Consider the following 26039-nt stretch of genomic DNA (forward strand, 5'->3'; position numbering starts at 1 on the left):
AGCTTCGCAACCTCAGCTTCCTCGGTTCAGACCAGATGGACAACCTCCTGAGACACCAAAGCTAACCCACCCTACGAAGCTTACGAGCTCACTCGCTTCTTCTTCGCGTTCAGCGCGGACGCCACGCGGCTCACCGGCGGCTTGCCCAGCACGACGCTCATCGCGTTCGTCGCCGCCAGCAGCTTCACCATGTCGACGCCCGTCCTGACGCCCATGCCTTCGAGCATGTAGACGACATCCTCGGTCGCGACATTGCCGGTCGCGCCCGGCGCGTAGGGACAGCCGCCGAGGCCGCCGGCGGCGGCGTCGATGACACGGACGCCCTCCTCCAGGCCGGCATAGAGATTGGCGAGCGCCTGACCGTAGGTGTCGTGGAAATGCATCGCGAGTTTTGCAGGCGGGATGTTGGTGGCTACCGCCCGCAGCATCTCCTTCGCCTTATCAGGCGTGCCGACGCCGATGGTGTCGCCGAGCGAGATCTCGTAGCAGCCGAGCTCCCACAGCGTGCTCGCGAGATCGGCGACGGCCTTCGGCTTGATCTCGCCGTCGAAGGGACAGCCGAGCACGCAGGAGATATAGCCGCGCACCTTCACGCTATCGGCCTTGGCGCGGGCCAGCACCGGCTTGAACCGTTCGATGGATTCGGCGACCGTGCAGTTGATGTTGGCGCGCGAAAAGCCTTCCGAGGCCGCCGCAAACACGGAGACCACCTTGGCGCCCGCGGCGCGGGCGGCGTCATAGCCCCTCTCGTTCGGCACCAGCACGTGGAATTCGGCGCCCTTGATGTGGCTCACGCCGCGCAGCACGGCATCCGAGCTCGCCATTTGCGGGATTGCCTTGGGCGAGACGAAGGCGCCGACCTCGACCGTATCCAGGCCAGCTCCGACCAGCGCCTCGATGAAGGCAATGCGGGCCTCGACGCTGACGGGCGTCTTCTCGTTCTGGAGGCCGTCGCGCGGCCCCATCTCGATGATGCGGACGGGATCGCTCATCTCATTCCCCCGTAGGTTCGACCACGGCGAGCTCGACGCCCTCCTGCACGATGTCGCCGACCTTGCACCTGATCGACTTCAGCACGCCGGCATAGGGTGCGCGCAGCGTCTGCTCCATCTTCATCACTTCAAGCGTCAGGATCGGCGCGCCCTTCTCCAGCTTGGCGCCCTCCTCGGCCAGCACGGCGACGACGGTTCCCGGCAGGGGCGCGGCGATCTTGTCTTCGCCGACATGCTCCTCGGTCTCGCCGCCGAACTGATCGACCCAGTGCAGGTCAAAGCGGCCGTTGCGCGTGCGCAAATACAGCTCATGGCCATCGATCACGGCTGCAACTGACGATTTGACGCCGTCGAGCGTAAGATCGAAGCCCCCGTCCTTCGCCGCGATCGTGAACGCCAGCTCGCGCTCACCGATCACCAGCGTGGACAGCCCGCCGCCGTAGTTCAGAACAATCTTCTGCTCCGTTCCATGCCCGACGCGGAAGGCAAAGCTGCGCTGGCGGCGGCCGACCGGCTGCCAGCCAAAGGTCTGCCACGGAGAGCTCGCCTCGACCTGCGCGGCCTGCCGTTCCTCGTTGACGATCGCAGCGACCGCAGCGCACAGCTCGAGCTCGCCCGGCGCCGGCGCCGCGGACGTCAGCACCGCCAGCTCGCGCTCGATGAACCCGGTGTCGATCGCATTCGCGCGCACCTTCGGGTGTGTGATCAGCGCCGACAGGAACGGAATATTGGTGACGATGCCGCGGACATCGGACTCTTCCAGGCCGCGGTTGAGGCGGTCGATCGCAACGTCCCGCGTCGGCGCCCACGCAATCGTTTTTGCCAGCATCGCATCGTAGTACGGCGAGACCGTATCGCCCTTACGATAGCCGGCATCGATGCGCAAGCCGCCGGTCTCCGCGGGCAGACGCCAGGTCGAGATCCTGCCGACCGAGGGCATGAAGTTCTTGGTCGGGTTCTCCGCGTACACGCGCGCTTCGATCGCGTGGCCGTTGAGCTTGATCTCGTCCTGCTTCAAGGGCAGCGCCTCGCCAAAGGCGACGCGGAGCTGCCATTCGACGAGGTCGATCCCGGTGATCAGCTCGGTCACGGGGTGCTCGACCTGCAGGCGCGTGTTCATCTCGATGAAGAACACGTCCTTGCCGTCGGAGACGAACTCGATGGTGCCGGCGCCGACATAGTCCACCGCGCCGGCGGCCTTGCGCGCCGCGGCGCAGACCGTCTCGCGCTGGGTCGCATTGAGCGTCGGCGACGGCGCCTCCTCGATCACCTTCTGATGGCGGCGCTGCAACGTGCATTCGCGCTCGAATAGCGAGAGCAGATTGCCGTGGCTGTCGCCGATGATCTGCACCTCGATATGCCGGGGATTGTCGACATATTTTTCGATCAGCATGCGGTCGTCACCGAACGCTGCCAGGGCTTCGCGCTTGGCGCTGACGATCGCAGGCCCGAGCTCGGCGGCCGAGCGAACGATGCGCATGCCGCGGCCGCCGCCGCCGGCGGAGGCCTTCACCAGAACGGGGAAACCGATCTTGTCGGCGGCTTTCGAAAGCGTCGCCTCGTCCTGGGCCTCGCCGTGATAGCCGGGCACCAGCGGCACGCCGGCTTTCTCCATCAGCTCCTTCGAGCCGGACTTCGAGCCCATGGCCGTCATCATCCCGGCGGTCGGGCCGACGAACACCAGCCCGGCGTCCAGGCAGGCCCGCGCGAACTCGGCATTCTCCGACAGGAAGCCGTAGCCGGGATGCACGGCCTCGGCGCCGGTTTTTTTCGCGGCCTCGATCAGCCGCTCGACATTGAGATAGCTGTCGCGGGCGCGTGCCGGCCCGAGCAGCACGGCCTCATCGGCGAGCGCGACATGCATCGCATCGCGATCAGCCTCGGAATAGACCGCGACCGTGCGCAGGCCCATGGCGCGGGCGGTGCGGATGACGCGGCAGGCGATCTCGCCGCGGTTGGCGATCAGGAGGGTGCGAAAACGGCGGTAGAGCTTTGAGCGGTCCATCGCATCACATCCTGAACAGGCCGAATTTCGTCGGTTCAATCGGCGCATTCGACGCCGCCGAGAGGCCAAGGCCGAGCACGAGGCGCGTGTCGGCCGGATCGATCACGCCGTCGTCCCACAGGCGCGCGGTCGCGTAATAGGGATGTCCCTGACTCTCATATTGCGCCCGGATGGGTTCCCGGAATTTATCTTCCTCTTCCTTCGACCAGCTATCGCCCTTGGCCTCGATATTGTCGCGGCGGACCTGGCTCAGCACCATCGAGGCCTGCTCGCCGCCCATCACCGAGATGCGCGCGTTCGGCCACATCCAGAGGAAGCGCGGCGAGTAGGCGCGGCCGCACATGCCGTAGTTGCCGGCGCCGTACGAGCCGCCGATCACGACGGTGAATTTCGGCACCGAGGCGGTGGCAACCGCCGTCACGAGCTTGGCGCCGTCGCGCGCAATGCCGCCGGCCTCGTATTTCTTGCCGACCATGAAGCCGGTGATGTTCTGCAGGAACACCAGGGGAATGCCGCGCTGGCAGCACAGCTCGATGAAATGCGCGCCCTTCAGCGAGCTCTCGCTGAACAGGATGCCGTTGTTGGCGATGATGCCGACCGGATAGCCCCAGATATGGGCGAAGCCGCAGACCAGCGTCGTCCCGTAGAGCTTCTTGAACTCGTCGAATTCGGAGCCGTCGACGACCCGGGCGATGATGTCTCGCACGTCGAACGGCTTGCGGCCATCGACCGGCACCACGCCGTAAATCTCCTCGGCGGCAAACAGCGGATCGCGCGGCGGATGCATGTTGAGGTTCGGCCGCGTGGACGGCTTCAGCGTGCCCACGATACGCCGGGCGATCCCGATCGCATGGGCATCGTTCTGGGCATAGTGGTCAGTGACGCCCGACTGCCGCGAATGCACGTCGGCGCCGCCGAGCTCCTCCGCGCTCACGACCTCGCCGGTCGCAGCCTTCACCAGGGGCGGGCCGCCGAGAAAGATGGTGCCCTGGTTGCGCACGATGATGCTCTCGTCCGACATGGCGGGCACATAGGCGCCGCCGGCAGTGCAGGAGCCCATCACGATCGCGATCTGCGGAATGCCCTGGGAGGACATCTGCGCCTGGTTGTAGAAGATCCGGCCGAAGTGCCGCTCGTCCGGGAAGATCTCGTCCTGCAGCGGCAGGAAGGCGCCGCCGGAATCGACCATGTAGATGCAAGGAAGGTTGTTCTGGCGCGCGATATCCTGCGCGCGCAGATGCTTCTTCACGGTCATCGGGTAATAGGTGCCGCCCTTGATGGTGGCGTCATTGGCGACGATCACGCATTCGCGGCCGGAGATGCGCCCGACGCCGGTAACGACGCTCGCCGAGTGCACGTCGCCGCCATAGAGGCCGTAGGCCGCGAGCGGCGACAGCTCCAGGAACGAGGTGCCGGGATCGACCAGCAGGTCGACGCGCTCGCGCGCCAGCATCTTGCCGCGCGACGTATGGCGGTTGCGCGAGGCCTCGCCGCCGCCGCCGGCGACCTGGCTGAGTTTTTCGCGCAAGTCCGCGACGAGGGTGCGCATGGCCTCGGAATTGCGCGCAAAGTCCGACGAAGAAGGATCGATGCTGGAATGGAGCGGCATGTTGATTCCAATGAGGTGAAAGATTTAAGCCGTCTCGGCCATCAGTTCGCGGCCGATCAGCATGCGGCGCACCTCGGATGTACCGGCGCCGATCTCGTAGAGTTTTGCGTCGCGCCAGAGGCGGCCGACCGGGAATTCGGATGTGTAGCCGACGCCGCCAAGCGCCTGGATCGCCTCGCCGGCCATCCAGGTCGCCTTCTCCGCGGAATAGAGGATCGCGGCGGCCGCGTCCTTGCGTAAGCTGCGCGCATGGTCGGCGCGGTCGCAGGCGCGCCCGACCGCATAGACATAGGCCCGCGTCGCCTGCCAGGTCGCGTACATGTCGGCGAGCTTGCCCTGCATCAGCTGGAAATCGCCGATCGGCTGGCCGAACTGCTTGCGCTCGTGCATGTAGGGCACCACCGCGTCCATGCACGCCGCCATGATCCCGAGCGGGCCGCCGGAGAGCACTGCGCGCTCATAGTCGAGGCCGGACATCAGCACCTTGACGCCCTCGCCCACCTTGCCCATCACGTTCTCCTCGGGGACCTCGCACTCGTCGAAGAACAGCGGATAGGTGTTGGAGCCGCGCATGCCGAGCTTGTCGAGATGCTGGCCGTGGGTGAAGCCCTTGAAACCCTTTTCGATCAGGAAGGCGGTCATGCCGCGCGGGCCGGCCTCCGGATCGGTCTTGGCGTAGACCACCAGCACGTCGGCATCGCCGCCATTGGTGATCCACATCTTGGAGCCGTTGAGCACGTAGCGGTCGCCGCGCTTGTCGGCGCGCAGCTTCATCGAGACCACGTCGGAGCCGGCGCCGGGCTCGGACATCGCGAGCGCGCCGACATATTCGCCGGAGATCAGCTTGGGCAGGTAGCGCTGCCGCTGGGCATCGTTGCCGTTGCGGCGGATCTGGTTGACGCAGAGGTTGGAATGGGCGCCGAAGGATAGCCCCACAGCGGCCGAGCCGCGCGAGATCTCCTCCATGGCGACGATATGGGCGAGATAGCCCATGTTGGAGCCGCCATATTGCTCCGGGGCGGTCATGCCGAGCAGGCCGAGGTCGCCAAGGCGCTTCCAGAGGTCTGCGGGAAAGAGATTGGCCTTCTCGATCTCGGCCGCGCGCGGGGTGATCTCCGCCTCCACGAAGGCGCGGAGCGTGTCGCGCAGCATGCCGATGTCTTCGCCCAGATCGAAATCGATGCTCGGGATGTTCAAGGCGATTCCTCCGTAATTTGAGACCGAACCTAGCGGGGAGCGGGCCCTCTTGCGGTCGAAAAGGTTGCATTTTCCGCCAAACTTGGCGAGGATTTTTCGGACGGAGTTCCAATGACTTTTCAAGCCGCAACCGCAGTCCCGCGCCGCGCCGTGACCCCCGCCGCCTTTGTTCGCGGCGTGGTGGCCGCCTATGAGCGATACGGCCGCGATCCGGCCGAGGCCCTCAGCCGGGGCCAGGTAGCGCCGGACCTTGTCAATTCTCCGGACGGGCGGGTCACCGCGGCCCAGTTCGAGGCCCTCGCCGGCCACGCCATGCGCGAGCTCGACGACGAGGCGCTCGGCTGGTTCTCGCGCCGGCTGCCATGGGGCACCTACGGCATGCTGTGCCGCGCCTCGATCACGGCGCCAACGCTTGAGGTCGCGCTCAAGCGCTGGTGCCGGCATCACCGCCTGCTCACCGAGGATGTGCTGCTCGATCTCGCCGTCGGCGAGGAAACCGCGACCGTGACCATCCGCGAGCTGCGCGATCTCGGGGCTTTCCGCGAATTCTGCCTGGTCACCCTGCTCCGCTACGTGCTCGGCTTTTCCTGCTGGGCGGTGGATTCCAGGATCGCGCTCCGCGCCGCGGAATTTCCGTTTCCCGAGCCCGGCCACGTCTCGGTCTATCCGACCATCTTCTCCCGGACCATCCGCTTCGATGCGGCCCATGCCCGCATCGTCTTCGACAAGCACTATCTTTCGCTGCCGCTGACCCGCAGCGCCGCCGATCTCGACAACATGCTCAAGGGCGCGCTCAGGCTGACCGTGCTGCCCTACCGGCGCGACCGCCTGCTGGTCGAACGCGTGCGGCGCGTGCTGCGCAATGCGCGCGGACGGGTTCTCGGTGCCGAGGACGTCGCAAGCGAGCTCGCGCTCTCGACCCGCACCATGCATCGCCGCCTGCGCGAGGAGTCCACCTCGCTGCGCGATCTCAAGGAAGAAGCAAAGTTCGAGCTGGCCAAACAGGAGCTGATGCGCGGCCGCACCCCGATCAAGCGGATCGCGGAGATCGCCGGCTTCCGCAACGAAAAGAGCTTTTCGCGGGCCTTTCGGACCTGGACCGGCGCCTCCCCGCGCGAGTTTCGAGGGCGCTATCGGTGACGCGCCGGCGAGCGACGTTGCCTCGCTATCACAAACTTACGGCCCCCGAGATCAACCTCGGAGGCCGCAACTTTTCGAAACTCCTGATGTCAGGCGTCAGTTCGAGTTGGTCTGCGCGCCCGCGCGAAGCTTGGGGTGCTTGGCCTGCTTCGGCTGGAAAGCGAGCGCGTCGTTGGTGGCCTTGGCGCCGCCGCTCTGCGAGCACATGCCGCCGATGCCACCGGCAGCAGCCCGGCAGGCTTCCATCGTCGGATAGCCGCAGCCGTGAGCGGCCTGGGCGCCGTTGGTGATGCAGTAGTCCTCTGCCTGCGCAGCCGGCGCGGTCAGAACCAGAAACGCAGACGCAAACAGCGTCGCAGCGGAAGCCGCGAACGTCTTCGAGTTCGATGTCATGTTGTCTTTTCCTGCTTCAGGGTCCCACAAAAGAGTCCTCGGCATGCGACGCAGGCTGAGGGTCACACCTTGCATCTAGGCGGCGCACAGGACCCGACAATCACGGCTCAGCGCATTGCAGGACTTCCCAAATCACATGTCACAGTTAGGTGAGTTACTCAGTGTTATAATTCGTCTTTTGTGAAATCGCCGATCGATCGGTCCGGGAGAATTCGAATCAACTGATCGCCGGCACCACCGCCTCTTGCAGCGGTAGCGGCACGTCCTTGGCGACGCCCAGCACCGGAAAGCTGCGGACGTTCTTGACGTCAGGCATCGCGGCGAAATGCAGCAGCTGCTGGCGCATGCTCTCGACGCTCGGCGCGACGCATTTGAGGAGATAGTCGGTGTCGCCCGAAATCCGCCAGCACTGCTGGATGCGCGGGATCGCGGCGATCGAGCTCTCGAACGCCTCCAGCACCGGCTGCGCCTGGCTGCCGAGCTGGATCGAGACGAACGACACCACCTCATAGCCGAGCAGCCGCTCGTCGATCACGGCGCGCACTGCCCGGATCACGCCGCGGCTGAACAGCGATTTCAGCCGCCGCAGGCAGTTCGGCGCGGAGACGCCGACGCGCAGCGCCAGCTCGTTGTTGCGAACCCGCCCGTCCTGCTGCAGCTCGGAAAGTATCTTCAGATCGACGCCGTCGAGCTGGTCACGCCCCGCCATACCCCACCCCGCCATGGTCGTGTCATGCGAGGCAGCGAAGCACGGAGTGAGATTGGTGCCAACCACCTTGGGCTTCCCGGAGGCTGGAAAAGCGTGGCGGGAAGCTTGCCTGCGGCCCATCCTTCGAGACGCCCGCCTCCGGCGGGCCCTCAGGACGAGGTCACGCTTCGCGGCGAGATTTCAGACCCTCATGGTGAGGAGCCCGCCAAAGCGGGCGTCTCGAACAATGCAGGCCGAGCTCATGGGGTCCCAAAACGCAGATGCCCGGGACAAGCCCGGGCATGACGTGCCGACAGAGCTTGCCGAGGATCAGTGCGTCCAGGGCTCGCCGCGGCGGAACGAGAAATTGTCCGCATACGCGACCGGCCGGCGGATCGAATCCTGGGGCTCGATGACCTGGTAGGCAATGCCCTTGCGCTCGCAATAGGCGACCGCCTCTTCCTTGCTGTGGAAGCGCAGGGTGATCTGCTGGTTCATGTCGCCCGACGAGGTCCAGCCCATCAGCGGCTCGACCGCGCGCGGCTGCTCCGGCTCGTAGTCCAGCTGCCATTCCTTCGTCTTGGACCGGCCGGATTGCATCGCGTTCTTGGCGGGCTTGAAAATGCGTGCGGTCATGGGTGGTCCGGGCCTCGTTTTTCGTCTTTTCGTTCGATTTCGCTGCGTCAGGGTGGCAGTTGGTGGAAACCTCAGGGATAGTATAGAGACACCAGTCGGAAACTGATCGGTGATTCCGGCCCCCGGCGACCCTCAGGACGGTATAGTCATTATGCTGCACCGTGACAATTGCGTACCCGCCCTCCGCGCCGGGATCCCACCCGGCGGCACTGCATCCCTGACCTCAGCCTGTCCGCCTCCTTCGAAAGCTCCCGTCGCATGGCCTTCCTGAACGTCAGCGCAACGCTCCCCGAGAAAGGCCGCGACCTCAGGCTCGACCTGTTTCGCGGCGTCGCCAACTGGGCGATCTTCCTCGACCACATTCCCGACAACGTCGTGAACTGGATCACGACGCGCAATTACGGCTTTTCCGACGCCGCCGACCTGTTCGTCTTCATCTCCGGCTACACCGCCTCCTTCGTCTATGCGCGGATGATGCTGGAACGCGGCTTCATCGTCGGCGCCACCCGCCTCACCAAGCGGGTCTGGCAGCTCTACGTCGCCCACATCATCCTGTTCGTGATCTACATCGCATCGATCAGCTATCTCGCGCTGCGCTTCGGCGATTCCGAGATGATCAACGAGTTCAACGTCGCCGGCCTCGTCGACAACGCCACCGAGACGTTGCGCCAGGGCCTGTTCCTGCGCTTCAAGCCGCTCAATCTCGACGTGCTGCCGCTGTACATCGTGCTGATGGGCCTGTTTCCGCCGGTGCTGTGGTTCATGCTGCGCAAGCCCGATTTGACGATGGCGCTGTCGATCGTGCTGTGGCTCGCCGCACGCCAGTTCGGCTGGAATCTGACGGCCTATCCGGCCGGTCAGTGGTACTTCAACCCCTATTGCTGGCAGGTGCTGTTCGTGTTCGGCGCCTGGTGCGCGATGGGCGGCGCTCGGCGCTCGATGACGCTGATCAATTCGCCGATCACGCTGTGGCTCTGCCTCGGTTATATGCTGTTCGCGCTGGTCATGACCATGGCCGGCCGCTTCCCCACCTTCGGTGGCATGTTCCCGGAATGGCTGTTCTCGGCCTTCAACCCCAACGACAAGACCAACCTCGCGCCCTACCGCTTCCTCCATTTCGTCGTGATCGTGATCCTGGTGATCCGCTTCGTGCCGAAGGACTGGCCGGGCCTGGAATGGAAGGTGTTCGACCCGCTGATCGTGTGCGGCCAGCAGTCGCTCGCGGTGTTCTGCGTCGGCGTATTCCTGTCCTTCGTCGGCCATTTCGAACTGTCGATGAGCTCGGGCTCGCTGTTCGCGCAGCTCTTCGTCAGCATCGCCGGCATCGCGATCATGACGACCGTCGCCTATTACATCTCGTGGTCGAAGAAGCAGGACAAGCCGCTGAAGCCGCCGCCGGCGAAGCCGGCGGCAGAGGCAAGGGCGGCCTGAGAGAGGCTGCCTGAGAGAGACGGCGGCTAAAGCGCGATGAGATTTGGATGAATCGTCATCGCGCTTTGGATTGTTGTTTGCGCATGATCTTTCCGGAAAACCGCTTCTCACTTTTCCGGATCATGCTTTAGGCCGCCTCTTCGCCGTCGAACTCGGTGAATTTCTTGTAGATCCAGTCGCGGCCGTCGTGCCGGCGCCAGACCTTGCCGTAAACGAGCTGCCCGTTGATCGAGCGGCGTGGCACGATCACGGTCCAGAGGTGCCAGATTTCGGTCCAGCTCGACTGCGTGCTGACCGTTTTTAAGTTGCGATCGAAAGACATGACGCAAAACTCACAAGATGCGCGCGCCGCGACGAACTGTGATCTTGTGTGAGCACGAGTTTCAGGCAGCCCATCGCGAGCCGGGACTGATCTGATAACGCCCACTGAGACGGCCGCAACAACCGCTCGCCCTTAACCTAACCGATCAACCTTACCTGCCGCGGACGGATGGCCGAACCGGTTGAAACCCGACGCGGGTTTTTCTAGAATGCATGCGCGATTTGAGATGAGCGCGCCTTTTCGGACGTGCAGTGATTTTGAACTGACATTGCATTTTTGAAAAATGACTTACCGGCGGGGACGACCGCGATGAGCTTGCATTGTGTATGTTTGCGCCTGGCGGTGCGATTGGTACCGCCTGCCCCACTACTCAGGGCGTCCGTTCAGGAACCGCCAAAGCCCGCCAACGACAACCAGATGGTCTGGCCGCTCGTGCCGTTTCCGCCCGGCTGGCACGCGTCGAGCTGATTGGACTGCTCCGAAATGAGCGGCATCCAAATGAGTGAGGTCTGAAAAGCGCAACGCCGCACAAGCGGAATATCATCGCTTGGCGGCGTCCGTTTAGGCATTGGGCGCTGAAATCCCCAACACCCATATGTCTGTGGCGCCAGCCAAAGGTTCGATGAATCTTTGGCAATCCCGCGCCAACACCCTGAAAAGTCGCGCCGAAGTCGTGCCATGCACACAATGAGCACCAGGGCGTTGGCCGGCTTCGGACATGCCTGGTGCGAGCGCTTCAGGACACCATGGGCGCCAGCCCTGCCTCGGCGATCAACCCGGGCTAAACCGCAGCGCTGGCGGCGGCGCTGGACGACGCGCTGCCAGATGCGTTCTGGGCATTGGCGCCGAGCGCGCCTTGCGCGTTGTAGGTCTGTCCGGCCTGACCGCTTTGACCAGCTTGCGCGCTCGCGGACGTCTCGACCTCCGTCGTGCCGTCGGAATAGGTGATCGTGGTGGTGGTGACTCCATCGATGGTGATCGAGACCTCGCTGACGATGGTCTTGGCCGAGCCGCCACTGCCTCCCGATCCCGAGCTTCCGCCCGCCGATTGCGACGACGATGTCGCCGACGTCGATGACGTGGCCGAAGTCGACGAAGCCGCCGATGTCGAAGAAGCCGCTGAGGACGACGCCGTGGCGGTCGACGGGGTCGTCGTCACCGCCGCGCTGGCTGATGCAATCGCACTGATCGACATGAAAACCTCGAAGGAACCTCGGACGCAACGCCGGTTGCGTAACCGCCTCTCCGCTTCAACGCGGCGGGCCAGTGAAGCAGGCGCTGGATGTGTGAAAAATTCGGCGCGCCACTCATTTTCCCGCCTCGACCGCAGCAACCAAACGCCGCCATGCGCGTTGCAGCTTCTTCCCACCTGTCCGGGATCCGCGAGCGGCTGCGATCAGCCGCGCGCTCTCATGGATAGATAGTCATCTCGTCTCACGTCCGTGTGAGCTGGAGCGCGGCCGGTGAATTTCTTCGACCGAGCAGAGACCAATGAAGAGAAGGCCGCAAGGCAAGGGGGCGCAGTGAGCCAGATCGATACGACCGAGAAACTCTCCGAGGCATCGGAGAGCGGAAGCTCACTGTTCGCGCTCTGTGGCCTCGGCATCGCGGGGATCGTCATGCTGGGCTGGATCTGCGCCCTCGCCTGGATCGCCTGGCGGCTCGTCGATTGGATGCTGTTCTGATGGGACGCTAGCGGGCCGTCAGGCCCTCCCTTCGAGGCATCGACACCGGGACTGGTCGGGGCAGCTGGATTCGAACCAACGACCTGCAGTACCCAAAACTGCCGCGCTACCAGGCTGCGCTATACCCCGAATGTCCGGCGAGCCCCGTCGATACACGCTTCCAAAGGCGCCAGCAAGCTTACAAACCGGCGCCAGCAAGGCTGGCAAAGGCCCTCCTGGGCGACCCTATTTGCTGCCGAACAGGGGGTGGCCGACACGGTCGCCGGGGCGGATGCCGTATTTCTGCGCCGTTCCCGCCACCACCTCCAGAACCGCCCGGGCGGGTCCCCGGGACGAGATGATCTTGGTCGACAAGGGCTCGGTGTTCTCCGCAATGCGCAGGATGCGGCCGTCGGCGCGGATGAAGATCATGTCGAGCGAGACATAGGTGTTCTTCATCCACATCGAGATTTCCTGCTCGGGATTGAAGTCGAACAGCATGCCTTTGCCGTCGGCGAGCTCCTTGCGGTACATCAGGCCGGTCTGCTTCTCCTCCTCGGTCGTCGCCATCTCCACCGAGAACACCTGCACGCCGTTCTTCGTGACGATCTCGAGCGGCTGGAAGCTCGCGGCGCCGGCGGGCGCACTCGCGACGGCAAAGCCGGCGATGACGAGGATGGCGGCGAGCCAGGTCCCGGCCAGCAACCGGAAGGGCCGTCGATTGAAATTCATGGCGGAACGCATGGGGGATGGCACTCGAGGCGTGGGGAATGGAACAGTCCTACGCGGCGACCGCCGGAAAAGCCAGAGGCGCGCCGGCCTGCCAGCGCGCCTCTGCTCACGATTGCGGGAATTGGTGTCCTGCTAGTGCGACTGCAAGCCCGGCGATCCGGTCTCGGGATGGATCTCGGCCGCCATCATGCCCTTGGAGCCGGGCCCGAAGCGGACCAGCACATATTGGCCGGGGCGCAATTCGGTCATGCCGAAGCGACGCAGCGTCTCCATGTGCACGAAGATGTCGGGCGTGCCCTCGCCGCAGGTCAGGAAGCCGAAGCCGCGCAACCGGTTGAACCATTTGACCTGGGCTCGCTCCAGCCCGCTGGTCGGCGTGACCGTGACATGGGTGCGCGGCGGCAGCATCTGCGCCGGATGGATCGCGGTCGACTCGTCCATCGAGACCACGCGGAATGCCTGATAACCCTTGGCGCGCTGGATGCACTCGACGACGATGCGCGCGCCCTCATAGGCGGTCTGGAAGCCGTCGCGCCTAAGCACGGTAACGTGCAGGAGGACGTCGGGCCAGCCGTTGTCGGGAACGATGAAGCCGTAGCCTTTGGAGGCGTCGAACCATTTGATGACGCCGTTCACCTCGACGAGATTGGCGCTGGCCTCACCCAGTCCGGTGAACGGGCTGAGTGCACTGTCGCGGCCAGCGCCACTATGCTCGCCCGGCGTCAAGCGCCCCGGCGAAGTGCCCTGTCCGGGAACTCCAAGTTTTTTCGACTCAAATCCGTCCGACGACCCCATAACCCCGGACCCCACACTGCCATGCAACCCGCCAAATTGGCGGCGCCCGAATCACGCGTCTTAAGAGAATGTTCTCAATTCGACGCGACGCGAATCTTTCGACTCAAAAGATAACACTCCCGGTTGCGGCGCATAGACAAAAAAGAGATTCGCCGGAACCTATGAACAGCTTGCACAGCCGCGAATCAAACTAACGCCTCAATTACCGACGAAGGGCCCGAGGGTTTCGCCGATGTCGTGGCGGATGACGAGATCGGCGATGTCGTCCTGCTCGGTCGGCTCGCGATTGATGATCACTAAACGTGCACCGGAGTTCTTCGCCATCATCGGAAAGCCCGCCGCCGGCCATACGACGAGCGAGGAACCGATCGCGATGAAGAGGTCGCAATGCTGCGACAGCTCGGTAGCGCGCTGCATTTCATCCTCGGGCATCATCTGGCCGAACGAGATCGTGGCCGTCTTCACCGGCTCGTCGCACACGGTACAGTTGGGTGCGGCGCCGTCCTCGTCGAATCGTCGCTTCACCCAGTCGAGCTGATAGGACTGCCCACATCCGATGCAGCGCGCATAAGTGGTATTTCCGTGCAGTTCAATCACGCTCTCGGCGGCGAAGCCCGAGGCTTGATGCAGATTGTCGATGTTCTGGGTGATGACCGCCGGAATCTTGCCGGCACGGTAGAGCGCGGCGAGCGCACGATGGCCGCGGCCGGGCTTTGCCGCCGCGAAAACCTCCTCCATCGCAAAGCGGCGGCGCCAGGATTCATCGCGCGCTGACTGGCTCGCGACAAACTCGCCGAACTCGATCGGACGGTAGCGCGTCCAGATTCCGCCCGGCGAGCGGAAGTCGGGGATACCGCATTCGGTCGAGATGCCGGCACCGGTGAACGGCACGATGGTCCTGGCCTCGGCGATCATGTCGCCTAACCGTTCGACGCCGCTGCGAAGATCTGATGCAATCATGGGCCAGCCATCCTGACTTTCGAGCACGGCTCTATAGCATGGCCCGCGCCGGAGGTTGCCATCGTCTCTCGTCAGGCGCGCCCCTGCCCTGCGGCAGATTCGGTGTGCGTCAAGCTGCCGTTCGCCAGCTGCGCGCAGCCAAGCGGCAAGATTGTTGACGCTCTTATCAACAGCGAACAAACGCGTGGAGCAGCCTGCGGAGAGAGACGCACTCGGCAATTATTTCCGACCATCGCCTATCACAATCCTGCAATGCCTCCTCCCCATTGACGCCCCAATCAGAAGCGCCAATGCATATGTGAATGCGACTCAGCGTGCGATGCGGCGGCAGCGCTTGAGTCCGCATGTAAACTGAGTCCCGTAGACGAAGTCCAAGTGCGAACAGAGGGGATGGACATGACCGAAGACGAACAACGCAAAATCCGCGAACGCGAAGAGATCGCCGCCCGTGTCGCCGCCTTCCGTGCCACCCAGGAGAAGTTCAAGCGCGAACGCGAAGAGTATTTCGTCTCGACGCTCGAGAATGCCCGCAAGGTGGAACGGCCCTCGCTCTGGCCGTAAGGCATGTTTGATCGATACGCATGAAAAAGCCCGGAGCATCGCTCCGGGCTTTTCGCGTTGTTGGACCGTTACCAGTGGCGATAGTAGTGGCGCCGGTAGTACGGTCCGCCGTAATAGGCGTACGGGCCCGGTCCGTAATAATAGGCCGGCCCGTCATAATAGCCGTAGCCCGGACCGTAATAGCCGTACGGACGCGAGGCGGCGACTGCGCCCGCGGTGATCGCGCCGGCGGCAAGGCCGAATGCGAGGCCCGGCCCGATGCCGCGTCCGCCCGCCTCGGCGGGTGCAGGCGCCGCGATCGCGGTCACGCCGACGGCTGCGACGGTGGCGAGAACTGCCAGTGTCTTCTTCATGATCTCCTCCTTCGCAACAGGAAGCACAACGCAGGCCGCCTGCGATGGTTGCGCGCAGGGCGGAACCGGGGGCCGTCAAAAAAATGGCCATGAAGGCGGAACGAAATCCCGTCGCTGGTATTAAGTCTGCAAGTGCAGAGCCTCCGCTATCCGGTAGAGGCAAAAGCACGGAAGCCCCGTCAGTATCCTCCGCGATGCTGGCGGGGTTTTCAGTTCCACGGGAGCACAGTTCCACGGGAGCAAATGGCAGCGGACGATAACGACTGCCAGCGGGGCGGATGCCGAGGAGGAAGGATTGCCCATATCCGCTTTGCTGGCCCGTATCCGCAGGCTCGTTCCCAAATCCGATGATCAGCACTTTGAGCAGATCGTGCGCAATTTTGGTGTCGGCACGCTGCGCCCGCCGCCGACGCCGATGAGCGACGGCGAGCTTGCGCGGGCCATCGCCGAGTTCCTGAGGAAGCAGCCCTCATCCGAGTCCGTCGCGACCCTCGGCCGGCGGCTCGACCCCTCCTCCCGGCTCTAGCCGGATTTTTTTCGCGCGCGCGGAACAAGCGCCCCTCGCGCACGTTGAGGTTGTCTTGACGAAATGCGAGGCCCGACATGCCCGCTTGGCTCGAAGTTCTGCTCAACCTGTCCGGCTTCGCCGGCTTCGTGGCGCTTGCGACCTGCGGCGCTTCGTCCAGCGATGCGTCCGGGACCGACCCGATCCACACTGACGAGCGCTAATTGGCCGAGCGCTAATTGGCGTGCGGCGCCTGGCCCGCCGTGCGCACGAGCCTGTCGGCCTTGACCGCCACGCGGATGTCCTCGGCTTGCGGCCGCAGCGAGAAGCTGATCACCACGAAAGCGAGGCAGAACAGCGAGCCGACGATGGCGACCCGCCGGTAGGTGTGCCGGTCGCCCTGATAAAAGGATGGTTCTGAAAATGGCGTCATGTCAAAAGCTGCTTCTTGGCAAAGTCGTTCTTGTCCTTGCAAGAACACCTACTCCAAGCAGCAGTAATCGCAACGCGATTGGGCTTTTAACCTAACCGAATAGGGTTATCGGCTTGCGCGCAAGCTTTCGTTAGCTGTTTGGGCAGCACGCGCCGTTGCCCTGCGAGCTCTTCGATGTCCCGCATTTGCCATCCGGCTTTGTTCCAGCTTCGACTCCATTTCGTTCTCGAAGAACGAATCGGAATCGAAGAAATCGGCGCACAGCAACTCTTAACAAGAGGTGTGGATCACGCGCGCCGATGCCGACCGCGGCGACCCATTCGCGTTCGCGGCGTCACATGCAAGACTGACAAGACTGAATGCAAGACTGACGGCCGGCTTGGCTTTCGCATGGAAATCCGGACAGCCGCGAATGTTCTGCATCCGACTCCATTTCGTTCTCGAAGAACGAATCGGAGTCGAGAAAATCAGTGCGAAGCGTTTGCTAACGATCGATGAAGTCGCGCGGCGTCGCTGCGTCCGTGGCGGACATCTTCGGCGGCACGAATGTCGAGACGACCGCAAACACGATGACGATCTCGCGGCAGGGCTCGCATCGAAAGCTGTTGGCCGAGCTTGCCGTCATCGGCCTTGCGCATCGCGGGCATGTCATGTTGCGCGAACGCTGGTGCAGGATGATCGTTCCTAAACGACGGGCGGCGAGCAGACGGACGCGCCCTCGCACGATACCGATCGAGCGTGCGCCAGAACGGGGCCGCGCCTGCCGGATGTCGTCGATGTTGGCCGAACCTACGTCAAGCCGCTTGCTTGCCTGTGCCCTTCTGCGAAAAGCATTCGAGGATCTGGATGCGGAGTTCCTCCGCGGCGGGGCCTTCGACCTTCCGGAGCTTGTTCCAGAGCCTGATCACTTCGCGCTGCTTTTCGACGGTCATGAGTCACCTCCAAGGTGACCTGACTAGAACAAAAAGAGAACAAGAAGTCCAGCCCTTCCACGAGATTTCCGCGCAATAGTCTTGAACCTTCCGGGCGCTGCGCAGACTCATGAAGGCTGGGGATTTCAGCGCCCAGTCACATAGCAGCGCCGCGTGACGAACATACTCCGTCGCCGCGGCGCTGTTGCATTTTGGATTTTCAACCTTAAGTTAGAGGTATGACTGACGGCCAGGCGCTGAAATCCCATCGCCGTCAGTTTGGAAAGCCCCGCGCGCATCGCGCGGGGTTTTTCTTTTGCACTGCCGGCTGACGCGAAGCGCTCTGAAACGCGGCTCACGCCGTCCCACGCCGAATTGCGCGCAGGCGCCGTGAAGCCCCTTCTGCGCGCTTCTCAAATGCTGTGGATGATCCTCGCGCTCGCGGGACTGTTCGCGATCGCGGTTCGCTGAGCACAGTCTTTCCGTCAGACCGTGAACCTTTGGCAGGCTGGCGCGTCTAACTAGTTGAAGCTTCCCCCAAGCTTCCCCCACCAGAAAGCCCCGCTTCCCCCAGGCGGGGTTTTCGCTTTTAGCGAGGACGATCGCGCCGCCGTCCCGCGTGCCGTTTCGTCCGGCACGCAAGGCAGCGCGTCAGCGCCGGATCAGACGGAGTCCTTGGCCACTTTCAGCGGCGAGGCCTTGACCGACTTGCTCGCCGGCTTGGCCGCGAACTGCATCGGCTCCTTGGTGAAGGGATTGATGCCCATCCGCGCTTCGGTCGCCGGCTTGTTCACGACCGACATCTTCACGAAACCGGGAATAACGAACTCACCGGACTCGTTGAGCTCCTTGTATCCGACGGTGGCCATGTACTCGATGACCGACTTCACGTCGTTCTTCGCAAGCTGCGTGCCCTCGGCGATCGCATCGATCAATTGAGTCTTGGTCATCTTCGCCATGTCAAAAATCCTCTGGATTGGGTGGGCGTGAGCTGTGAGGTCACTTGCCGGGCACATGACAAAGCCGCGCAGCGCGCTTCGTGTTCATGCCGGAGGTCAGGAAGTCACGGGGCTTAGAACCCATCGAAGCCGAAAACGCAAGCCGCAGTTTCACGTGAATCCCGTCACTTTTTGCTGCCGCCCGCCCCCCGTTGGTCGAGAGCTCGCGCGCCATATCAGCCGCGACACGGCGATGATGCGTCCGGCAGCATCGCCGCCGCCGCGAGCAATGTGATGACTTTCAGGCCGCTTCGCGGTTTCCCCAGGATGAGGCTAAGCAGCGTCGGCCCCGTTGAAATTGCTGCCGCGTACCCCGCCGTCATCCTGAGGACCCGCCATCGGCGGGCGTCTCGAAGGATGGGCTGCGGGCGAGCTGTCCACCGATGCCTCCAAGGAGTCACCTCACCGTGAAACTTGTGATGTGCTGCGCGTTGTTGAGACTTCAGTAACCCAACGCATCCAAGCTTCATTAGGTATCGTTGCGTTGGAGTATCCCCACAGTGCTGAATTTTGACGAGCTGCGTGAACTCGCAGCCGATGTTCGCGTGTTTGTCGATGTCGCCGAGGACAAGGCCGAGGCGCTGAGAACCGTGATCGCGGCTTATGACGTGGTGCTGGCGATCTTCCCGTCCGCGGAAGGCATGGGCCTGCACGTCATCAAGGGCAAGGAGATCCTGGACAGGATCGCGACTTCGCGGACCCATGCGATCTACAGCCACACGGCCATCGCGGTTCCCGATCTCGAACATGCGAAAGCGCTCAAATACCTGACCACCCCCGTCGCGCAGCGGATTGCCGCGTAGCTGCGGCGCGAGGCAGACATGAGAATGAGTTCGCGAGACCGCCGCTCGACGCGGCGGTCCGCGGCCTCGCATGGTGCGCAAGGCGGTGCGAACGATCAGCTGCCGGGTGCGCTGTAGGACGAGCGCAGCTTCGCCGCGTTCTGCCGCACCTGCTTGATCTCGTCCTGCGTGAACAGGCGCATCAGCTTCACGTTCTGCAAGGTGCCCGCCGTGACGGTGAGGCCGGAGATAGCCGGCGCCGCGCTGGGATCAGGGACGTCGAAGATCACGAGAACGCCGGGGCCGTCGGCCGCGACGCTGTACATCGAGACCAGCTTTCCGCCGGCCGCTTCGATCAGCTTCCTCGCCGCTTCCTGGCGATTGGTCGTGGGATTTTCCAGAATGGCATTGAGCGCGCGCGGCGTATATTGCCCTGTGAGACAGAAATGCATGGCTTACTCCGTTCTGAAATTAAAGACGCGCATCGTGACGAGCTGATCGTCGCGACGGTGGATCTAAAATGGATGGAGTACATTGCCCGCCGTGGGCATAAACGCCGCCAGGTACTGACGAGGTTTCGGCACACCTCGTTGGCGGCTCGCATGGAACATACCTCAGCGAGCAGGCCTGTGAAAGGCGGTTTCGAAGGTCGCCCCAAAATGGTGTCCACAAACCTCCCGAGAATTTCTTGCGCCTGAAGGCCCGCTGTTAGGAACGCGGCTTCCTTATTCCCGTTGGCCAACACAACCAACCGGGAGTTCGAGATGAAGAAGATCCTCGCTGTCGCCGCCGCGCTCGGCCTGATGTGCGGCTCCGCCCTCGCCCAGACCCAGACCGGCCCAGCCCCGCAGTCCGACAACATGCAGAAGCCCGGCATGACCAAGACGCACAAGGGCTCGACCAGCACGGGCACGACAGGCATGAGCCGCGACCGGATGGACAAGAGCGGAATGGTGCGGCCCGATGCATCCGGCCAGGGCGGCTCCGGCCCCGGCAGCGACCAGGGCGGCACCAAGACGCGCAGCAACATGAAGTAAGCCGGGTCTCCTGTAGGGCTTGCTGCCCAGCCGCGTCGCTCCCCGCAAGGCGGCGCGGCCATTGTCAATTGCGCGCACTGTCACGCGTCGATCCCATCATGATGACCCCAGGCCCGACTGGCAGGATGCTCCGGCTGTTGTATGGTCGGATGTTTCTCGCGAGGGGCTGATGAAGATTGCCATTGTTATCGCCGGTCTGATCGTTGTTGCCGTTGCCGTCCTCGTGGCGATCCAGCCAGGCTTCTTGAAGCCGACGGCGCTGGCCAATTTGAAAAAGTCCGACATCCTCGGCTTCTCGCCCGGGATGACATTCGAGGAGACCAACAAGGTCGTCACGCAACGCCGCTACCGCTGCCGCCAGCTTCGCGACTCCTTCACCCTCGAATGCGCAGTCGATGGCGCCAAGCTCACGATCGACAGCGACGACGTTGACGCCAGGCATCCGATCTGGCGCGTCCATGCGGAGCTGAGCAATCCGGGGCCGCAGGACGCCGCCGTCAAATCGATCTCCGACCAGTTCAACGCCCAGCCAACGAAGGACGCCCGCGAGGGCTGGATATGGATCGTCGGCCGCGGCTTGAAGCTGAGCTACGACGGCGCCGCGCTCGAGCTCGTGGACGAGGCCGAGGAGGCCCGGCGCGGCAAGGACGGATCAAGGCGCTAAAGCATGCGGTGTATTCACTCCGTGTCCCTGGTCGCGAAGTGACATCCAAACGCGACCAGAGCCAGAGTGAACGATGAACCGAGCAGAATTCGCAGAGCCCGTTCTGTCCCCTCGCTCACATATCTGACGTCGTGCCGGTGCGCGTAACGCTCGGGATGTGCGGCATCGGGCGCTTGCGGAGAACTCGTCAAAAGCACGAGCCAGGCGACGGTGCCGCAAATCGCTGCAACCCTCGCAACCTTACCCAACCTCTGAAGCCAGCGCTTCATGCCTCCCTCAGCACCTTCACGGCGCTGAGAATGGCGAAAGCACCGAAGCCATAGATGAGCGCATTCACAAGCCAGGAAATGGCGATGCCGAGGAAGGTCGGTCCTCCGACCGCTCCCCAGAAAAAATACGCAACGGTGATGCCGGGCCACTCCAGCGAAAGATAAGCGAAGTCGGTCAGCGGCTCGATGGCGAGGAGCAGCCCCGAGACCAGCGCCCCGATGGCCAATGCAATGATGAGGTTCGTCTTCACGGAGGGCATCAGAGACCCAGCAGCCCGGCGATAACAGGAATGAGGAAATAGGCGGCGATCCCGACCAGGCCGCCCACGACAAAGCGTGCAGCGCGGCCGTGAATCTTCGTGTCCAGCCACGCACAAACGGCCACCGCAGCCTCTCTCAGCCAGCTGCCAATGAGGCTTCTGACGAGATCAAACAGGAGTTCTGCAACGAGCGCGGCCATGGCGTTTAGTCGCCTCACCTCCGGCGGGGTTCAACTGCCGAGGGTTTGACGGTCTATTGTCCGGCGGCTGCTTTGTCCCGCCTCGCCGAGCGCCATGCATCCCACATGAGCAGTCCATCGGACTTGTTGCCGTCCTCGAACTGTCGCGGAACGAGATTCCATGCCGCGAGCCCGAGGTGGGCGAGTGCGATGGCCCAAAGCATCCTGTCGAGCCAATGCGGCTCGCCTGACAGGTAGAACGCGAGACTGGACATGCCGACGACGAGGTTGACGGCTATTCCCCCGGCAGCGAGCACCGTTGTCGTCAACGGGCCGCCGTAATATTCGTCATGCTCGACATGGCCGCTGAATGGGATGGCGTGGACCGAGAACGTGGTCGCGCCAATTCGCCAGCCGAACAGTCGTCGCCCTTCCCCGATGACAACGCCCAGAATTGGAACGCCGGCAATTCGACCAAACAGAAGGTGACCAAACTCATGCAGCACGACGGCAGAAAATGCCGCCAATACCATCCGTACCGTCAAGGTTGAAATGAGGCCCTGGGCGATCAATTCCCAATTCATGCATGTTTCTCAAAAATTGGCCCCATGTGATGCGATGCCAAGACCCTCGATTCAGGCCTTCGTCGCCGCGAACTCCACCCGGGTTCATGATGCCTGCCACCCCGGCCTCTCGTCGGCAAGACATCTGAGACGATCATCGCAGACGATCACGCATGCGCGCCACGCGTCTTGCGCTGGCGACTGGACAGGCTAGCATCCCCTGCAACCACAGGGCGCGCGCAACGGACGCCCGATAAAAGGGAGGTCATCATGACGACCAGCCGCGCCCGGCGCCTTTTGCTGTTGCCCCTCGCCTTCGCCGCCACGCTGAGCATCGCCTCCGCCGCCGAGCTCAATCCCGCCGCCGTCACCTACAAACTGCCGGACCAGATCCCCTGGGGCCCGGTCGACGCGCGCGGCGCGCAGTCAGCGGTGGTGGTCGGCGATCCCAGCAAGCCCGGCTTCTACATGGTCTACAACAAGTGGACCAAGGGCAACCACTTCAGCCGCCCGCACTTCCACCCCAACGACCGCTACATCGTGGTGCTGCAAGGCACCTGGTGGGTCGGCTCAGGCCCAAAGTTCGATCCCGACAACGGCACCGTGCCGATGCCCGCGGGAAGCTTCGTCACCCACACCGGCAAGCAGGTGCATTGGGACGGCGCCAAGGACGAAGACGCCGTGCTGCTGATCATGGGCGAAGGCCCCGCGACAGCGACTGGGGCGGAGGAGAGGTAGGAAGAAGGATCTGCGGTGCAGCCCGTTAAACTATCTCGCCAGCATTCCCGCTAGCATCTGTCCACGTTTGGCAGCGTCAATCAAGTAAGCTGTCACCGTAGTTGCGACCGAGTCTTTCGCCCGGCGTCCCTTTCGCTTCGTCAAGCTTCACCCGCTGAATAGCCCAAACCAACGCCCTACCTGTCACACGGGAAAGGTGGTATTGGCAAGACTTTCAACCGTCCTGATTCATCGTGATTGCCAGCTTCGAAAGCAATGACCGAGACCCCGCTGTTCGCATTCGAATAGGTCGATGCGTGTATTGCGGAAGCACGCGCTATCGCGAGAAGGACGACCGCAGGCTCGGCGATGAACATGTCATTCCCGAAAGCCTTGGAGGCAACTTAATCCTCGAACAGGCGGCCTGTGAGAGCTGCGAGCGCAAGATAAATCTGTTCGAGCAGTCCATCATGAAAACGGTGCTCTATGCGCCTCGCGTGCATCTCGGGATCCGTCGGAAGAAACGCAAGCGAGGTGAAGAGACGATTTCGCTGGATGCTACAGTCGACGGCAAAGAGGTCAAAATCTCCCTTCCTCTGAAACGGACGCCGTTGATGCTGTTCTTCATGACGATGGATTCACCTGGCATTCTCATTGGCCGACCCGCGGACATTCCATCGTTCAACGGGGCTTGGGTAAAACCGTTTCTTGAAGACGGACCACGCATGCCTGCTGGTTTGCAAGGTATGGCTACCCCTGCCCTCGATACTCACAAGTTTATGCAGTTCCTCGCGAAGATCGCCCATTGCTACGCCATGAGCGTGGTTGGTGAGGAGTTGAAACCTCTGTTGCCAGAGATCATCCTATCGGATCCCGCCCCGCCCCCGAACTTCAGCCTAATTGGCGGGCCTGGGACTACCCACCCCGGTGACGCAACGGTAAACCTTCACGAACTCACGCTAAGCTGGCAGACCAGCAACGGCGTCGAATATGCCATTGTCGGCATCAGGATGTTCGCCAAACTCGGAGCACCGATCTACCGGGTTATTGCCGGTCACCGCTAATGCATTTTATTGACGAAAGCGGCACATTTACGGGATTTGGCAACCCCCAACATCTCTATGATCGGGGCGTTTATCGAGCCCGACGAGCGAAAGCGTAGCCTTGAGCGCGAATACCGCAAGCTCCGGAAATTCCTGCCACCGAGAGCGGCGAGGTGAAAGGCGATTACGGTGACAGTGGACTCAACTCACTTGAGCGGCTCTTTGAACTGAGTGCACGGTCAATGCGTTCCAAAGAGACGTCCATTATTTTGGCTGATATTTCGGGTTTTCATGAACACCCCCCGTAAACATCATTACATCCCGGTCTTCTATTTGCGGCAGTGGGCGACGAATGGTTTCCTGTGCGAGATACGGAAGATCCAGGGAAAGGTCGTCGTTCACTCAAAGGCTCCGGACGGCACCGGCTGGCAAAAGGATTTGTACAAGGTCGAGGGTGTGGCCCCGGAGCTTGCACAGCACTTCGAGCGCACATTCATGCACATGGTCGATACCGAGGCCGCCCAGGCCATGCAAAACTTCATCGCCGGCAACATGGACGTGCCGGTGAAGGAACGGGATGCCTGGATCAGGTTCCTACTCTCCCTCCTCTTCCGCAATCCCGAGGCCGTCGCAGAATTCAAGGAGCATGTGCTCACCCTTTACCGGGAGAGCTTTCGAAGGCTTCGGGAAAATTATTCCGAACTGCGGCCACCTGACTTTCCACCGACCCTTGAGGAATTTGACGCGCGCACAGACCCGAACGCAGGCGCCATCGCTGCCTCGAATTTCCTCCAGCAGTTGATGAACCTCGAGGGCATCGCAAACCGGCTCGCTAGGATGAGGTGGGGACGCCTAAACCTCTGGAGATCGCGCCATACCCTATTGACCTCCGATCGGCCACAATGCCTACCGATGCACTTAAAGACCGCCTCTGTCGCGATAGTTCTGCCTATCTCGCCTCGGATAGCCTTTGCGGCCGCAGAGAACGATGTCGCGCTGCAAAAGCTCGCTCAGGGGGACCACACAGCGACGGCCTTGCAGATCAACAAACAAGTCGTGTCTCAGGCCCGGCAATACGTATGGGCTCTGGACGATAATGCCCTAAGCTTTGTGCGGAAGCATATCGGCACGCTGCCCGACCGGAAGTTGATATCCGACCACGCGCGACAGCTCTCTATCCAGCAGGCGCGCGGCGCTACCGGATAAGCCACAGCACCATGGCCACGATGACGATGGCGGCAAGAATACCCAGCCAGCCCCGAGCATCAAAATCGAAACCGGGGCCCTTGAAGCGCAGTTGGTGATCAGACATGACATAGGTCCCCATTTTTTTCGTGAGACCTGAATCACTTTCTTTCTGGGGGGGATGATCTATTGGGGCCTAATTTGCAGCGTTGGCAAGAGTCTCCTGCAATTTCCCCTTCAGCCCTCCACCCATAAACTTATCGGTGGATGGTGGGTTGAAAAGCACTCGCCAGCTTTTCTCGGGTGTTGCCCTGGCTGATCCCTGAATCAAGCCCTTCGCCTCGCGACAGCGATGACCACCACGATTAGAACCGCAGCGCCGATTGCCCAGACGCCGTCAGCACTGATGCTTGCACCCCACAGGTTGACGAGAAGTTTGTCCGACATGGCACAGCTCTCCATTGAGGAAGTTCATTGCTGTGTTTCCGGGGGATTTAGATTTGTCGGCTGTTTCGCGAATCGACGCAAGGGATTGGATGGCAGTTCCCCACGATTTACCGGGATTTTCGAGTAAACTGCCAGTTTACTGCGAGCTTTATCAATGGCTTACGGGCTTCCGCTCGGGAACTTATCCACAGCGTTCGAGCGGCTCTAACACCTGGTTCAGCAACTCCGCGCGCCTCGGCGCTATCTCCTCAAACATTTCTGGCAAGGCCGGTTCGGTGCCGTCGTCATGGACGAAGAACATCTCGCCGCGCCGCTGCACTACGTGTCGCTCAATCCGGTGGGGGCGCGCCTAGTGCAGCGGGCAGCCGATTGGCGCTGGTCGAGCGCGCGCCTCTGCGCGGTAAGGATGACGGCGTCTCCGCCCTGGCATCGATCCGCGATCGGATTACGGTGACAGTGCACCGAACTCGCCCCTGCTGCCATTTGATTTGAAATTCAGTGCACTGTCAGCGTAATTACGTAATTCCACGAAGTATGGGATGAAGGAGACGGTGACGACTTCTTCTGC

At 62.6% G+C, this 26039-nt stretch carries 33 protein-coding genes and 1 tRNA gene; 13 read left to right on the forward strand and 21 right to left on the reverse strand.

Annotated features, from left to right (window positions below; all coding sequences use genetic code 11):
* Positions 1–80 precede the first annotated feature (80 nt).
* The 4 genes from XH79_RS11180 to XH79_RS11195 are packed head-to-tail and all read right to left on the reverse strand — an operon-like array spanning position 81 to position 5803.
* Positions 81–992 carry a hydroxymethylglutaryl-CoA lyase gene (locus XH79_RS11180; RefSeq protein WP_271581684.1) on the reverse strand — a complete coding sequence of 304 codons (912 nt, stop codon included), beginning with the start codon at positions 990–992 and terminating at the stop codon, positions 81–83.
* 1 nt (position 993) lies between these two features.
* Positions 994–2997 (reverse strand): acetyl/propionyl/methylcrotonyl-CoA carboxylase subunit alpha, encoded by a 2004-nt coding sequence (locus XH79_RS11185; RefSeq protein ID WP_271581685.1) that lies wholly within the window; start codon positions 2995–2997, stop codon positions 994–996.
* A 4-nt stretch (positions 2998–3001) separates the two neighbouring features.
* Positions 3002–4606, reverse strand: a complete 1605-nt coding sequence (locus XH79_RS11190; RefSeq protein WP_271581686.1) for a carboxyl transferase domain-containing protein — start codon at positions 4604–4606, stop codon at positions 3002–3004.
* Between the two features lie 24 nt (positions 4607–4630).
* On the reverse strand, positions 4631–5803 hold the full coding sequence (locus XH79_RS11195; RefSeq protein WP_333938870.1) for an isovaleryl-CoA dehydrogenase: 1173 nt from the start codon (positions 5801–5803) through the stop codon (positions 4631–4633).
* Positions 5804–5914: 111 nt separating this feature from the next.
* Here XH79_RS11195 and XH79_RS11200 point away from each other — a divergent pair, with 111 nt between their 5' ends.
* Complete coding sequence (locus tag XH79_RS11200) at positions 5915–6943, forward strand: AraC family transcriptional regulator (protein WP_271581687.1); 1029 nt, start codon at positions 5915–5917, stop codon at positions 6941–6943.
* Positions 6944–7039: 96 nt separating this feature from the next.
* Here XH79_RS11200 and XH79_RS11205 read toward each other — a convergent pair whose 3' ends face one another.
* The 3 genes from XH79_RS11205 to XH79_RS11215 form a co-directional block, all read right to left on the reverse strand.
* Positions 7040–7336, reverse strand: coding sequence for a DUF3551 domain-containing protein (locus XH79_RS11205; RefSeq protein ID WP_212336702.1), 297 nt, complete (start codon positions 7334–7336; stop codon positions 7040–7042).
* 217 nt (positions 7337–7553) lie between these two features.
* Positions 7554–8045, reverse strand: a complete 492-nt coding sequence (locus XH79_RS11210) for an Lrp/AsnC family transcriptional regulator (RefSeq protein WP_271581774.1) — start codon at positions 8043–8045, stop codon at positions 7554–7556.
* Between the two features lie 309 nt (positions 8046–8354).
* Positions 8355–8660 (reverse strand): ETC complex I subunit, encoded by a 306-nt coding sequence (locus XH79_RS11215; RefSeq protein WP_271581688.1) that lies wholly within the window; start codon positions 8658–8660, stop codon positions 8355–8357.
* A 258-nt stretch (positions 8661–8918) separates the two neighbouring features.
* On the opposite strand from XH79_RS11215, the gene XH79_RS11220 reads away from it, so the two are divergent.
* Positions 8919–10091 carry an OpgC domain-containing protein gene (locus tag XH79_RS11220; RefSeq protein ID WP_271581689.1) on the forward strand — a complete coding sequence of 391 codons (1173 nt, stop codon included), beginning with the start codon at positions 8919–8921 and terminating at the stop codon, positions 10089–10091.
* A gap of 127 nt (positions 10092–10218) precedes the next feature.
* Here the strand turns inward: XH79_RS11220 and XH79_RS11225 are convergent, their stop codons facing one another.
* On the reverse strand, positions 10219–10413 hold the full coding sequence (locus XH79_RS11225; RefSeq protein WP_211408071.1) for a hypothetical protein: 195 nt from the start codon (positions 10411–10413) through the stop codon (positions 10219–10221).
* 971 nt (positions 10414–11384) lie between these two features.
* Between XH79_RS11225 and XH79_RS11230 the strand changes: the two genes are divergently transcribed.
* Together XH79_RS11230 and XH79_RS11235 are read left to right on the forward strand one after the other, a co-directional pair.
* Positions 11385–11837, forward strand: coding sequence for a hypothetical protein (locus XH79_RS11230; protein ID WP_271581690.1), 453 nt, complete (start codon positions 11385–11387; stop codon positions 11835–11837).
* A 39-nt stretch (positions 11838–11876) separates the two neighbouring features.
* A complete protein-coding gene (locus XH79_RS11235; RefSeq protein ID WP_271581691.1) occupies positions 11877–12098 on the forward strand; it encodes an RNA-binding protein in 222 nt (73 codons plus the stop codon).
* Between the two features lie 52 nt (positions 12099–12150).
* On the opposite strand, the gene XH79_RS11240 is transcribed toward XH79_RS11235, so the two are convergent.
* The 4 genes from XH79_RS11240 to XH79_RS11255 form a co-directional block, all read right to left on the reverse strand.
* Positions 12151–12227: transfer RNA gene (locus tag XH79_RS11240), tRNA-Pro, on the reverse strand.
* A 96-nt stretch (positions 12228–12323) separates the two neighbouring features.
* On the reverse strand, positions 12324–12809 hold the full coding sequence (locus XH79_RS11245; protein WP_212336708.1) for a DUF192 domain-containing protein: 486 nt from the start codon (positions 12807–12809) through the stop codon (positions 12324–12326).
* A 132-nt stretch (positions 12810–12941) separates the two neighbouring features.
* A complete protein-coding gene (locus XH79_RS11250) occupies positions 12942–13604 on the reverse strand; it encodes a cold-shock protein (RefSeq protein ID WP_271581692.1) in 663 nt (220 codons plus the stop codon).
* Between the two features lie 198 nt (positions 13605–13802).
* Complete coding sequence (locus XH79_RS11255; RefSeq protein WP_271581693.1) at positions 13803–14564, reverse strand: SIR2 family NAD-dependent protein deacylase; 762 nt, start codon at positions 14562–14564, stop codon at positions 13803–13805.
* A gap of 396 nt (positions 14565–14960) precedes the next feature.
* Here XH79_RS11255 and XH79_RS11260 point away from each other — a divergent pair, with 396 nt between their 5' ends.
* Complete coding sequence (locus tag XH79_RS11260) at positions 14961–15125, forward strand: hypothetical protein (RefSeq protein WP_164933808.1); 165 nt, start codon at positions 14961–14963, stop codon at positions 15123–15125.
* A 68-nt stretch (positions 15126–15193) separates the two neighbouring features.
* On the opposite strand, the gene XH79_RS11265 is transcribed toward XH79_RS11260, so the two are convergent.
* Complete coding sequence (locus XH79_RS11265; RefSeq protein WP_212336714.1) at positions 15194–15478, reverse strand: hypothetical protein; 285 nt, start codon at positions 15476–15478, stop codon at positions 15194–15196.
* Between the two features lie 295 nt (positions 15479–15773).
* Here XH79_RS11265 and XH79_RS11270 point away from each other — a divergent pair, with 295 nt between their 5' ends.
* Both XH79_RS11270 and XH79_RS11275 read left to right on the forward strand, forming a co-directional pair.
* Entirely contained in the window at positions 15774–16004 is a 231-nt protein-coding gene (locus XH79_RS11270) for a hypothetical protein (protein WP_271581694.1), read from the forward strand.
* A gap of 77 nt (positions 16005–16081) precedes the next feature.
* Positions 16082–16207 (forward strand): hypothetical protein, encoded by a 126-nt coding sequence (locus XH79_RS11275; protein WP_271581695.1) that lies wholly within the window; start codon positions 16082–16084, stop codon positions 16205–16207.
* An 11-nt stretch (positions 16208–16218) separates the two neighbouring features.
* Here the strand turns inward: XH79_RS11275 and XH79_RS11280 are convergent, their stop codons facing one another.
* The 4 genes from XH79_RS11280 to XH79_RS11295 all read right to left on the reverse strand — a co-directional run bounded on the left by XH79_RS11280 (position 16219) and on the right by XH79_RS11295 (position 18286).
* On the reverse strand, positions 16219–16416 hold the full coding sequence (locus XH79_RS11280; protein WP_271581696.1) for a hypothetical protein: 198 nt from the start codon (positions 16414–16416) through the stop codon (positions 16219–16221).
* Positions 16417–16900: 484 nt separating this feature from the next.
* Positions 16901–17041: a hypothetical protein gene (locus XH79_RS11285; protein WP_271581697.1), complete on the reverse strand. Its 141-nt coding sequence runs from the start codon at positions 17039–17041 to the stop codon at positions 16901–16903.
* A 169-nt stretch (positions 17042–17210) separates the two neighbouring features.
* Positions 17211–17348 carry a hypothetical protein gene (locus XH79_RS11290; RefSeq protein ID WP_212336719.1) on the reverse strand — a complete coding sequence of 46 codons (138 nt, stop codon included), beginning with the start codon at positions 17346–17348 and terminating at the stop codon, positions 17211–17213.
* A 641-nt stretch (positions 17349–17989) separates the two neighbouring features.
* Complete coding sequence (locus XH79_RS11295; RefSeq protein WP_063683643.1) at positions 17990–18286, reverse strand: HU family DNA-binding protein; 297 nt, start codon at positions 18284–18286, stop codon at positions 17990–17992.
* A 539-nt stretch (positions 18287–18825) separates the two neighbouring features.
* Between XH79_RS11295 and XH79_RS11300 the strand changes: the two genes are divergently transcribed.
* The gene (locus tag XH79_RS11300; RefSeq protein WP_183239317.1) at positions 18826–19128 is read left to right on the forward strand and encodes a hypothetical protein; all 303 of its coding nucleotides are present in this window, start codon (positions 18826–18828) and stop codon (positions 19126–19128) included.
* Between the two features lie 95 nt (positions 19129–19223).
* Here the strand turns inward: XH79_RS11300 and XH79_RS11305 are convergent, their stop codons facing one another.
* Positions 19224–19559: a GYD domain-containing protein gene (locus XH79_RS11305; protein WP_212336721.1), complete on the reverse strand. Its 336-nt coding sequence runs from the start codon at positions 19557–19559 to the stop codon at positions 19224–19226.
* A 312-nt stretch (positions 19560–19871) separates the two neighbouring features.
* Here XH79_RS11305 and XH79_RS11310 point away from each other — a divergent pair, with 312 nt between their 5' ends.
* Positions 19872–20144: a hypothetical protein gene (locus XH79_RS11310; RefSeq protein WP_212336723.1), complete on the forward strand. Its 273-nt coding sequence runs from the start codon at positions 19872–19874 to the stop codon at positions 20142–20144.
* Between the two features lie 169 nt (positions 20145–20313).
* On the forward strand, positions 20314–20808 hold the full coding sequence (locus XH79_RS11315; RefSeq protein ID WP_271581775.1) for a hypothetical protein: 495 nt from the start codon (positions 20314–20316) through the stop codon (positions 20806–20808).
* A 265-nt stretch (positions 20809–21073) separates the two neighbouring features.
* On the opposite strand, the gene XH79_RS11320 is transcribed toward XH79_RS11315, so the two are convergent.
* Genes XH79_RS11320 through XH79_RS11330 form a run of 3 tightly spaced genes read right to left on the reverse strand, consistent with a single transcriptional unit; the run spans position 21074 to position 22100 of the window.
* Positions 21074–21337 carry a hypothetical protein gene (locus tag XH79_RS11320; protein ID WP_271581698.1) on the reverse strand — a complete coding sequence of 88 codons (264 nt, stop codon included), beginning with the start codon at positions 21335–21337 and terminating at the stop codon, positions 21074–21076.
* The gene (locus tag XH79_RS11325) at positions 21337–21537 is read right to left on the reverse strand and encodes a hypothetical protein (protein WP_271581699.1); all 201 of its coding nucleotides are present in this window, start codon (positions 21535–21537) and stop codon (positions 21337–21339) included. The genes XH79_RS11320 and XH79_RS11325 overlap by 1 nt, the downstream gene beginning before the upstream one ends.
* A gap of 53 nt (positions 21538–21590) precedes the next feature.
* Positions 21591–22100 carry a site-2 protease family protein gene (locus XH79_RS11330; RefSeq protein WP_271581700.1) on the reverse strand — a complete coding sequence of 170 codons (510 nt, stop codon included), beginning with the start codon at positions 22098–22100 and terminating at the stop codon, positions 21591–21593.
* 249 nt (positions 22101–22349) lie between these two features.
* Between XH79_RS11330 and XH79_RS11335 the strand changes: the two genes are divergently transcribed.
* The 3 genes from XH79_RS11335 to XH79_RS11345 all read left to right on the forward strand — a co-directional run bounded on the left by XH79_RS11335 (position 22350) and on the right by XH79_RS11345 (position 25045).
* Positions 22350–22817 carry a cupin domain-containing protein gene (locus tag XH79_RS11335; protein WP_271581701.1) on the forward strand — a complete coding sequence of 156 codons (468 nt, stop codon included), beginning with the start codon at positions 22350–22352 and terminating at the stop codon, positions 22815–22817.
* Between the two features lie 233 nt (positions 22818–23050).
* Positions 23051–23860, forward strand: coding sequence for an HNH endonuclease (locus XH79_RS11340; RefSeq protein WP_271581702.1), 810 nt, complete (start codon positions 23051–23053; stop codon positions 23858–23860).
* 270 nt (positions 23861–24130) lie between these two features.
* A complete protein-coding gene (locus tag XH79_RS11345; protein ID WP_271581703.1) occupies positions 24131–25045 on the forward strand; it encodes a DUF4238 domain-containing protein in 915 nt (304 codons plus the stop codon).
* The last annotated feature ends 994 nt before the right edge of the window (positions 25046–26039 follow it).

Source organism: Bradyrhizobium sp. CCBAU 45389, from assembly GCF_028128625.1.
Lineage (GTDB): Bacteria > Pseudomonadota > Alphaproteobacteria > Rhizobiales > Xanthobacteraceae > Bradyrhizobium > Bradyrhizobium liaoningense_B.

What these genes read in the sequence shown, in the direction of transcription:
- XH79_RS11210 (WP_271581774.1), bottom strand. Translation starts at nt 8,045, where the DNA reads ATGGCGGGGCGTGACCAGCTCGACGGCGTCGATCTGAAGATACTTTCC.
- XH79_RS11305 (WP_212336721.1), bottom strand. Translation starts at nt 19,559, where the DNA reads ATGCATTTCTGTCTCACAGGGCAATATACGCCGCGCGCGCTCAATGCC.
- XH79_RS11310 (WP_212336723.1), top strand. Translation starts at nt 19,872, where the DNA reads ATGAAGAAGATCCTCGCTGTCGCCGCCGCGCTCGGCCTGATGTGCGGC.
- XH79_RS11325 (WP_271581699.1), bottom strand. Translation starts at nt 21,537, where the DNA reads ATGGCCGCGCTCGTTGCAGAACTCCTGTTTGATCTCGTCAGAAGCCTC.
- XH79_RS11280 (WP_271581696.1), bottom strand. Translation starts at nt 16,416, where the DNA reads ATGACGCCATTTTCAGAACCATCCTTTTATCAGGGCGACCGGCACACC.
- XH79_RS11245 (WP_212336708.1), bottom strand. Translation starts at nt 12,809, where the DNA reads ATGAATTTCAATCGACGGCCCTTCCGGTTGCTGGCCGGGACCTGGCTC.
- XH79_RS11255 (WP_271581693.1), bottom strand. Translation starts at nt 14,564, where the DNA reads ATGATTGCATCAGATCTTCGCAGCGGCGTCGAACGGTTAGGCGACATG.
- XH79_RS11345 (WP_271581703.1), top strand. Translation starts at nt 24,131, where the DNA reads ATGAACACCCCCCGTAAACATCATTACATCCCGGTCTTCTATTTGCGG.
- XH79_RS11225 (WP_211408071.1), bottom strand. Translation starts at nt 10,413, where the DNA reads ATGTCTTTCGATCGCAACTTAAAAACGGTCAGCACGCAGTCGAGCTGG.
- XH79_RS11205 (WP_212336702.1), bottom strand. Translation starts at nt 7,336, where the DNA reads ATGACATCGAACTCGAAGACGTTCGCGGCTTCCGCTGCGACGCTGTTT.
- XH79_RS11315 (WP_271581775.1), top strand. Translation starts at nt 20,314, where the DNA reads ATGAAGATTGCCATTGTTATCGCCGGTCTGATCGTTGTTGCCGTTGCC.
- XH79_RS11335 (WP_271581701.1), top strand. Translation starts at nt 22,350, where the DNA reads ATGACGACCAGCCGCGCCCGGCGCCTTTTGCTGTTGCCCCTCGCCTTC.
- XH79_RS11330 (WP_271581700.1), bottom strand. Translation starts at nt 22,100, where the DNA reads ATGAATTGGGAATTGATCGCCCAGGGCCTCATTTCAACCTTGACGGTA.
- XH79_RS11230 (WP_271581690.1), top strand. Translation starts at nt 11,385, where the DNA reads ATGGTGATCGAGACCTCGCTGACGATGGTCTTGGCCGAGCCGCCACTG.
- XH79_RS11295 (WP_063683643.1), bottom strand. Translation starts at nt 18,286, where the DNA reads ATGGCGAAGATGACCAAGACTCAATTGATCGATGCGATCGCCGAGGGC.
- XH79_RS11200 (WP_271581687.1), top strand. Translation starts at nt 5,915, where the DNA reads ATGACTTTTCAAGCCGCAACCGCAGTCCCGCGCCGCGCCGTGACCCCC.
- XH79_RS11290 (WP_212336719.1), bottom strand. Translation starts at nt 17,348, where the DNA reads ATGACCGTCGAAAAGCAGCGCGAAGTGATCAGGCTCTGGAACAAGCTC.
- XH79_RS11215 (WP_271581688.1), bottom strand. Translation starts at nt 8,660, where the DNA reads ATGACCGCACGCATTTTCAAGCCCGCCAAGAACGCGATGCAATCCGGC.
- XH79_RS11260 (WP_164933808.1), top strand. Translation starts at nt 14,961, where the DNA reads ATGACCGAAGACGAACAACGCAAAATCCGCGAACGCGAAGAGATCGCC.
- XH79_RS11275 (WP_271581695.1), top strand. Translation starts at nt 16,082, where the DNA reads ATGCCCGCTTGGCTCGAAGTTCTGCTCAACCTGTCCGGCTTCGCCGGC.
- XH79_RS11180 (WP_271581684.1), bottom strand. Translation starts at nt 992, where the DNA reads ATGAGCGATCCCGTCCGCATCATCGAGATGGGGCCGCGCGACGGCCTC.
- XH79_RS11250 (WP_271581692.1), bottom strand. Translation starts at nt 13,604, where the DNA reads ATGGGGTCGTCGGACGGATTTGAGTCGAAAAAACTTGGAGTTCCCGGA.
- XH79_RS11220 (WP_271581689.1), top strand. Translation starts at nt 8,919, where the DNA reads ATGGCCTTCCTGAACGTCAGCGCAACGCTCCCCGAGAAAGGCCGCGAC.
- XH79_RS11285 (WP_271581697.1), bottom strand. Translation starts at nt 17,041, where the DNA reads ATGACGGCAAGCTCGGCCAACAGCTTTCGATGCGAGCCCTGCCGCGAG.
- XH79_RS11185 (WP_271581685.1), bottom strand. Translation starts at nt 2,997, where the DNA reads ATGGACCGCTCAAAGCTCTACCGCCGTTTTCGCACCCTCCTGATCGCC.
- XH79_RS11265 (WP_212336714.1), bottom strand. Translation starts at nt 15,478, where the DNA reads ATGAAGAAGACACTGGCAGTTCTCGCCACCGTCGCAGCCGTCGGCGTG.
- XH79_RS11320 (WP_271581698.1), bottom strand. Translation starts at nt 21,337, where the DNA reads ATGCCCTCCGTGAAGACGAACCTCATCATTGCATTGGCCATCGGGGCG.
- XH79_RS11190 (WP_271581686.1), bottom strand. Translation starts at nt 4,606, where the DNA reads ATGCCGCTCCATTCCAGCATCGATCCTTCTTCGTCGGACTTTGCGCGC.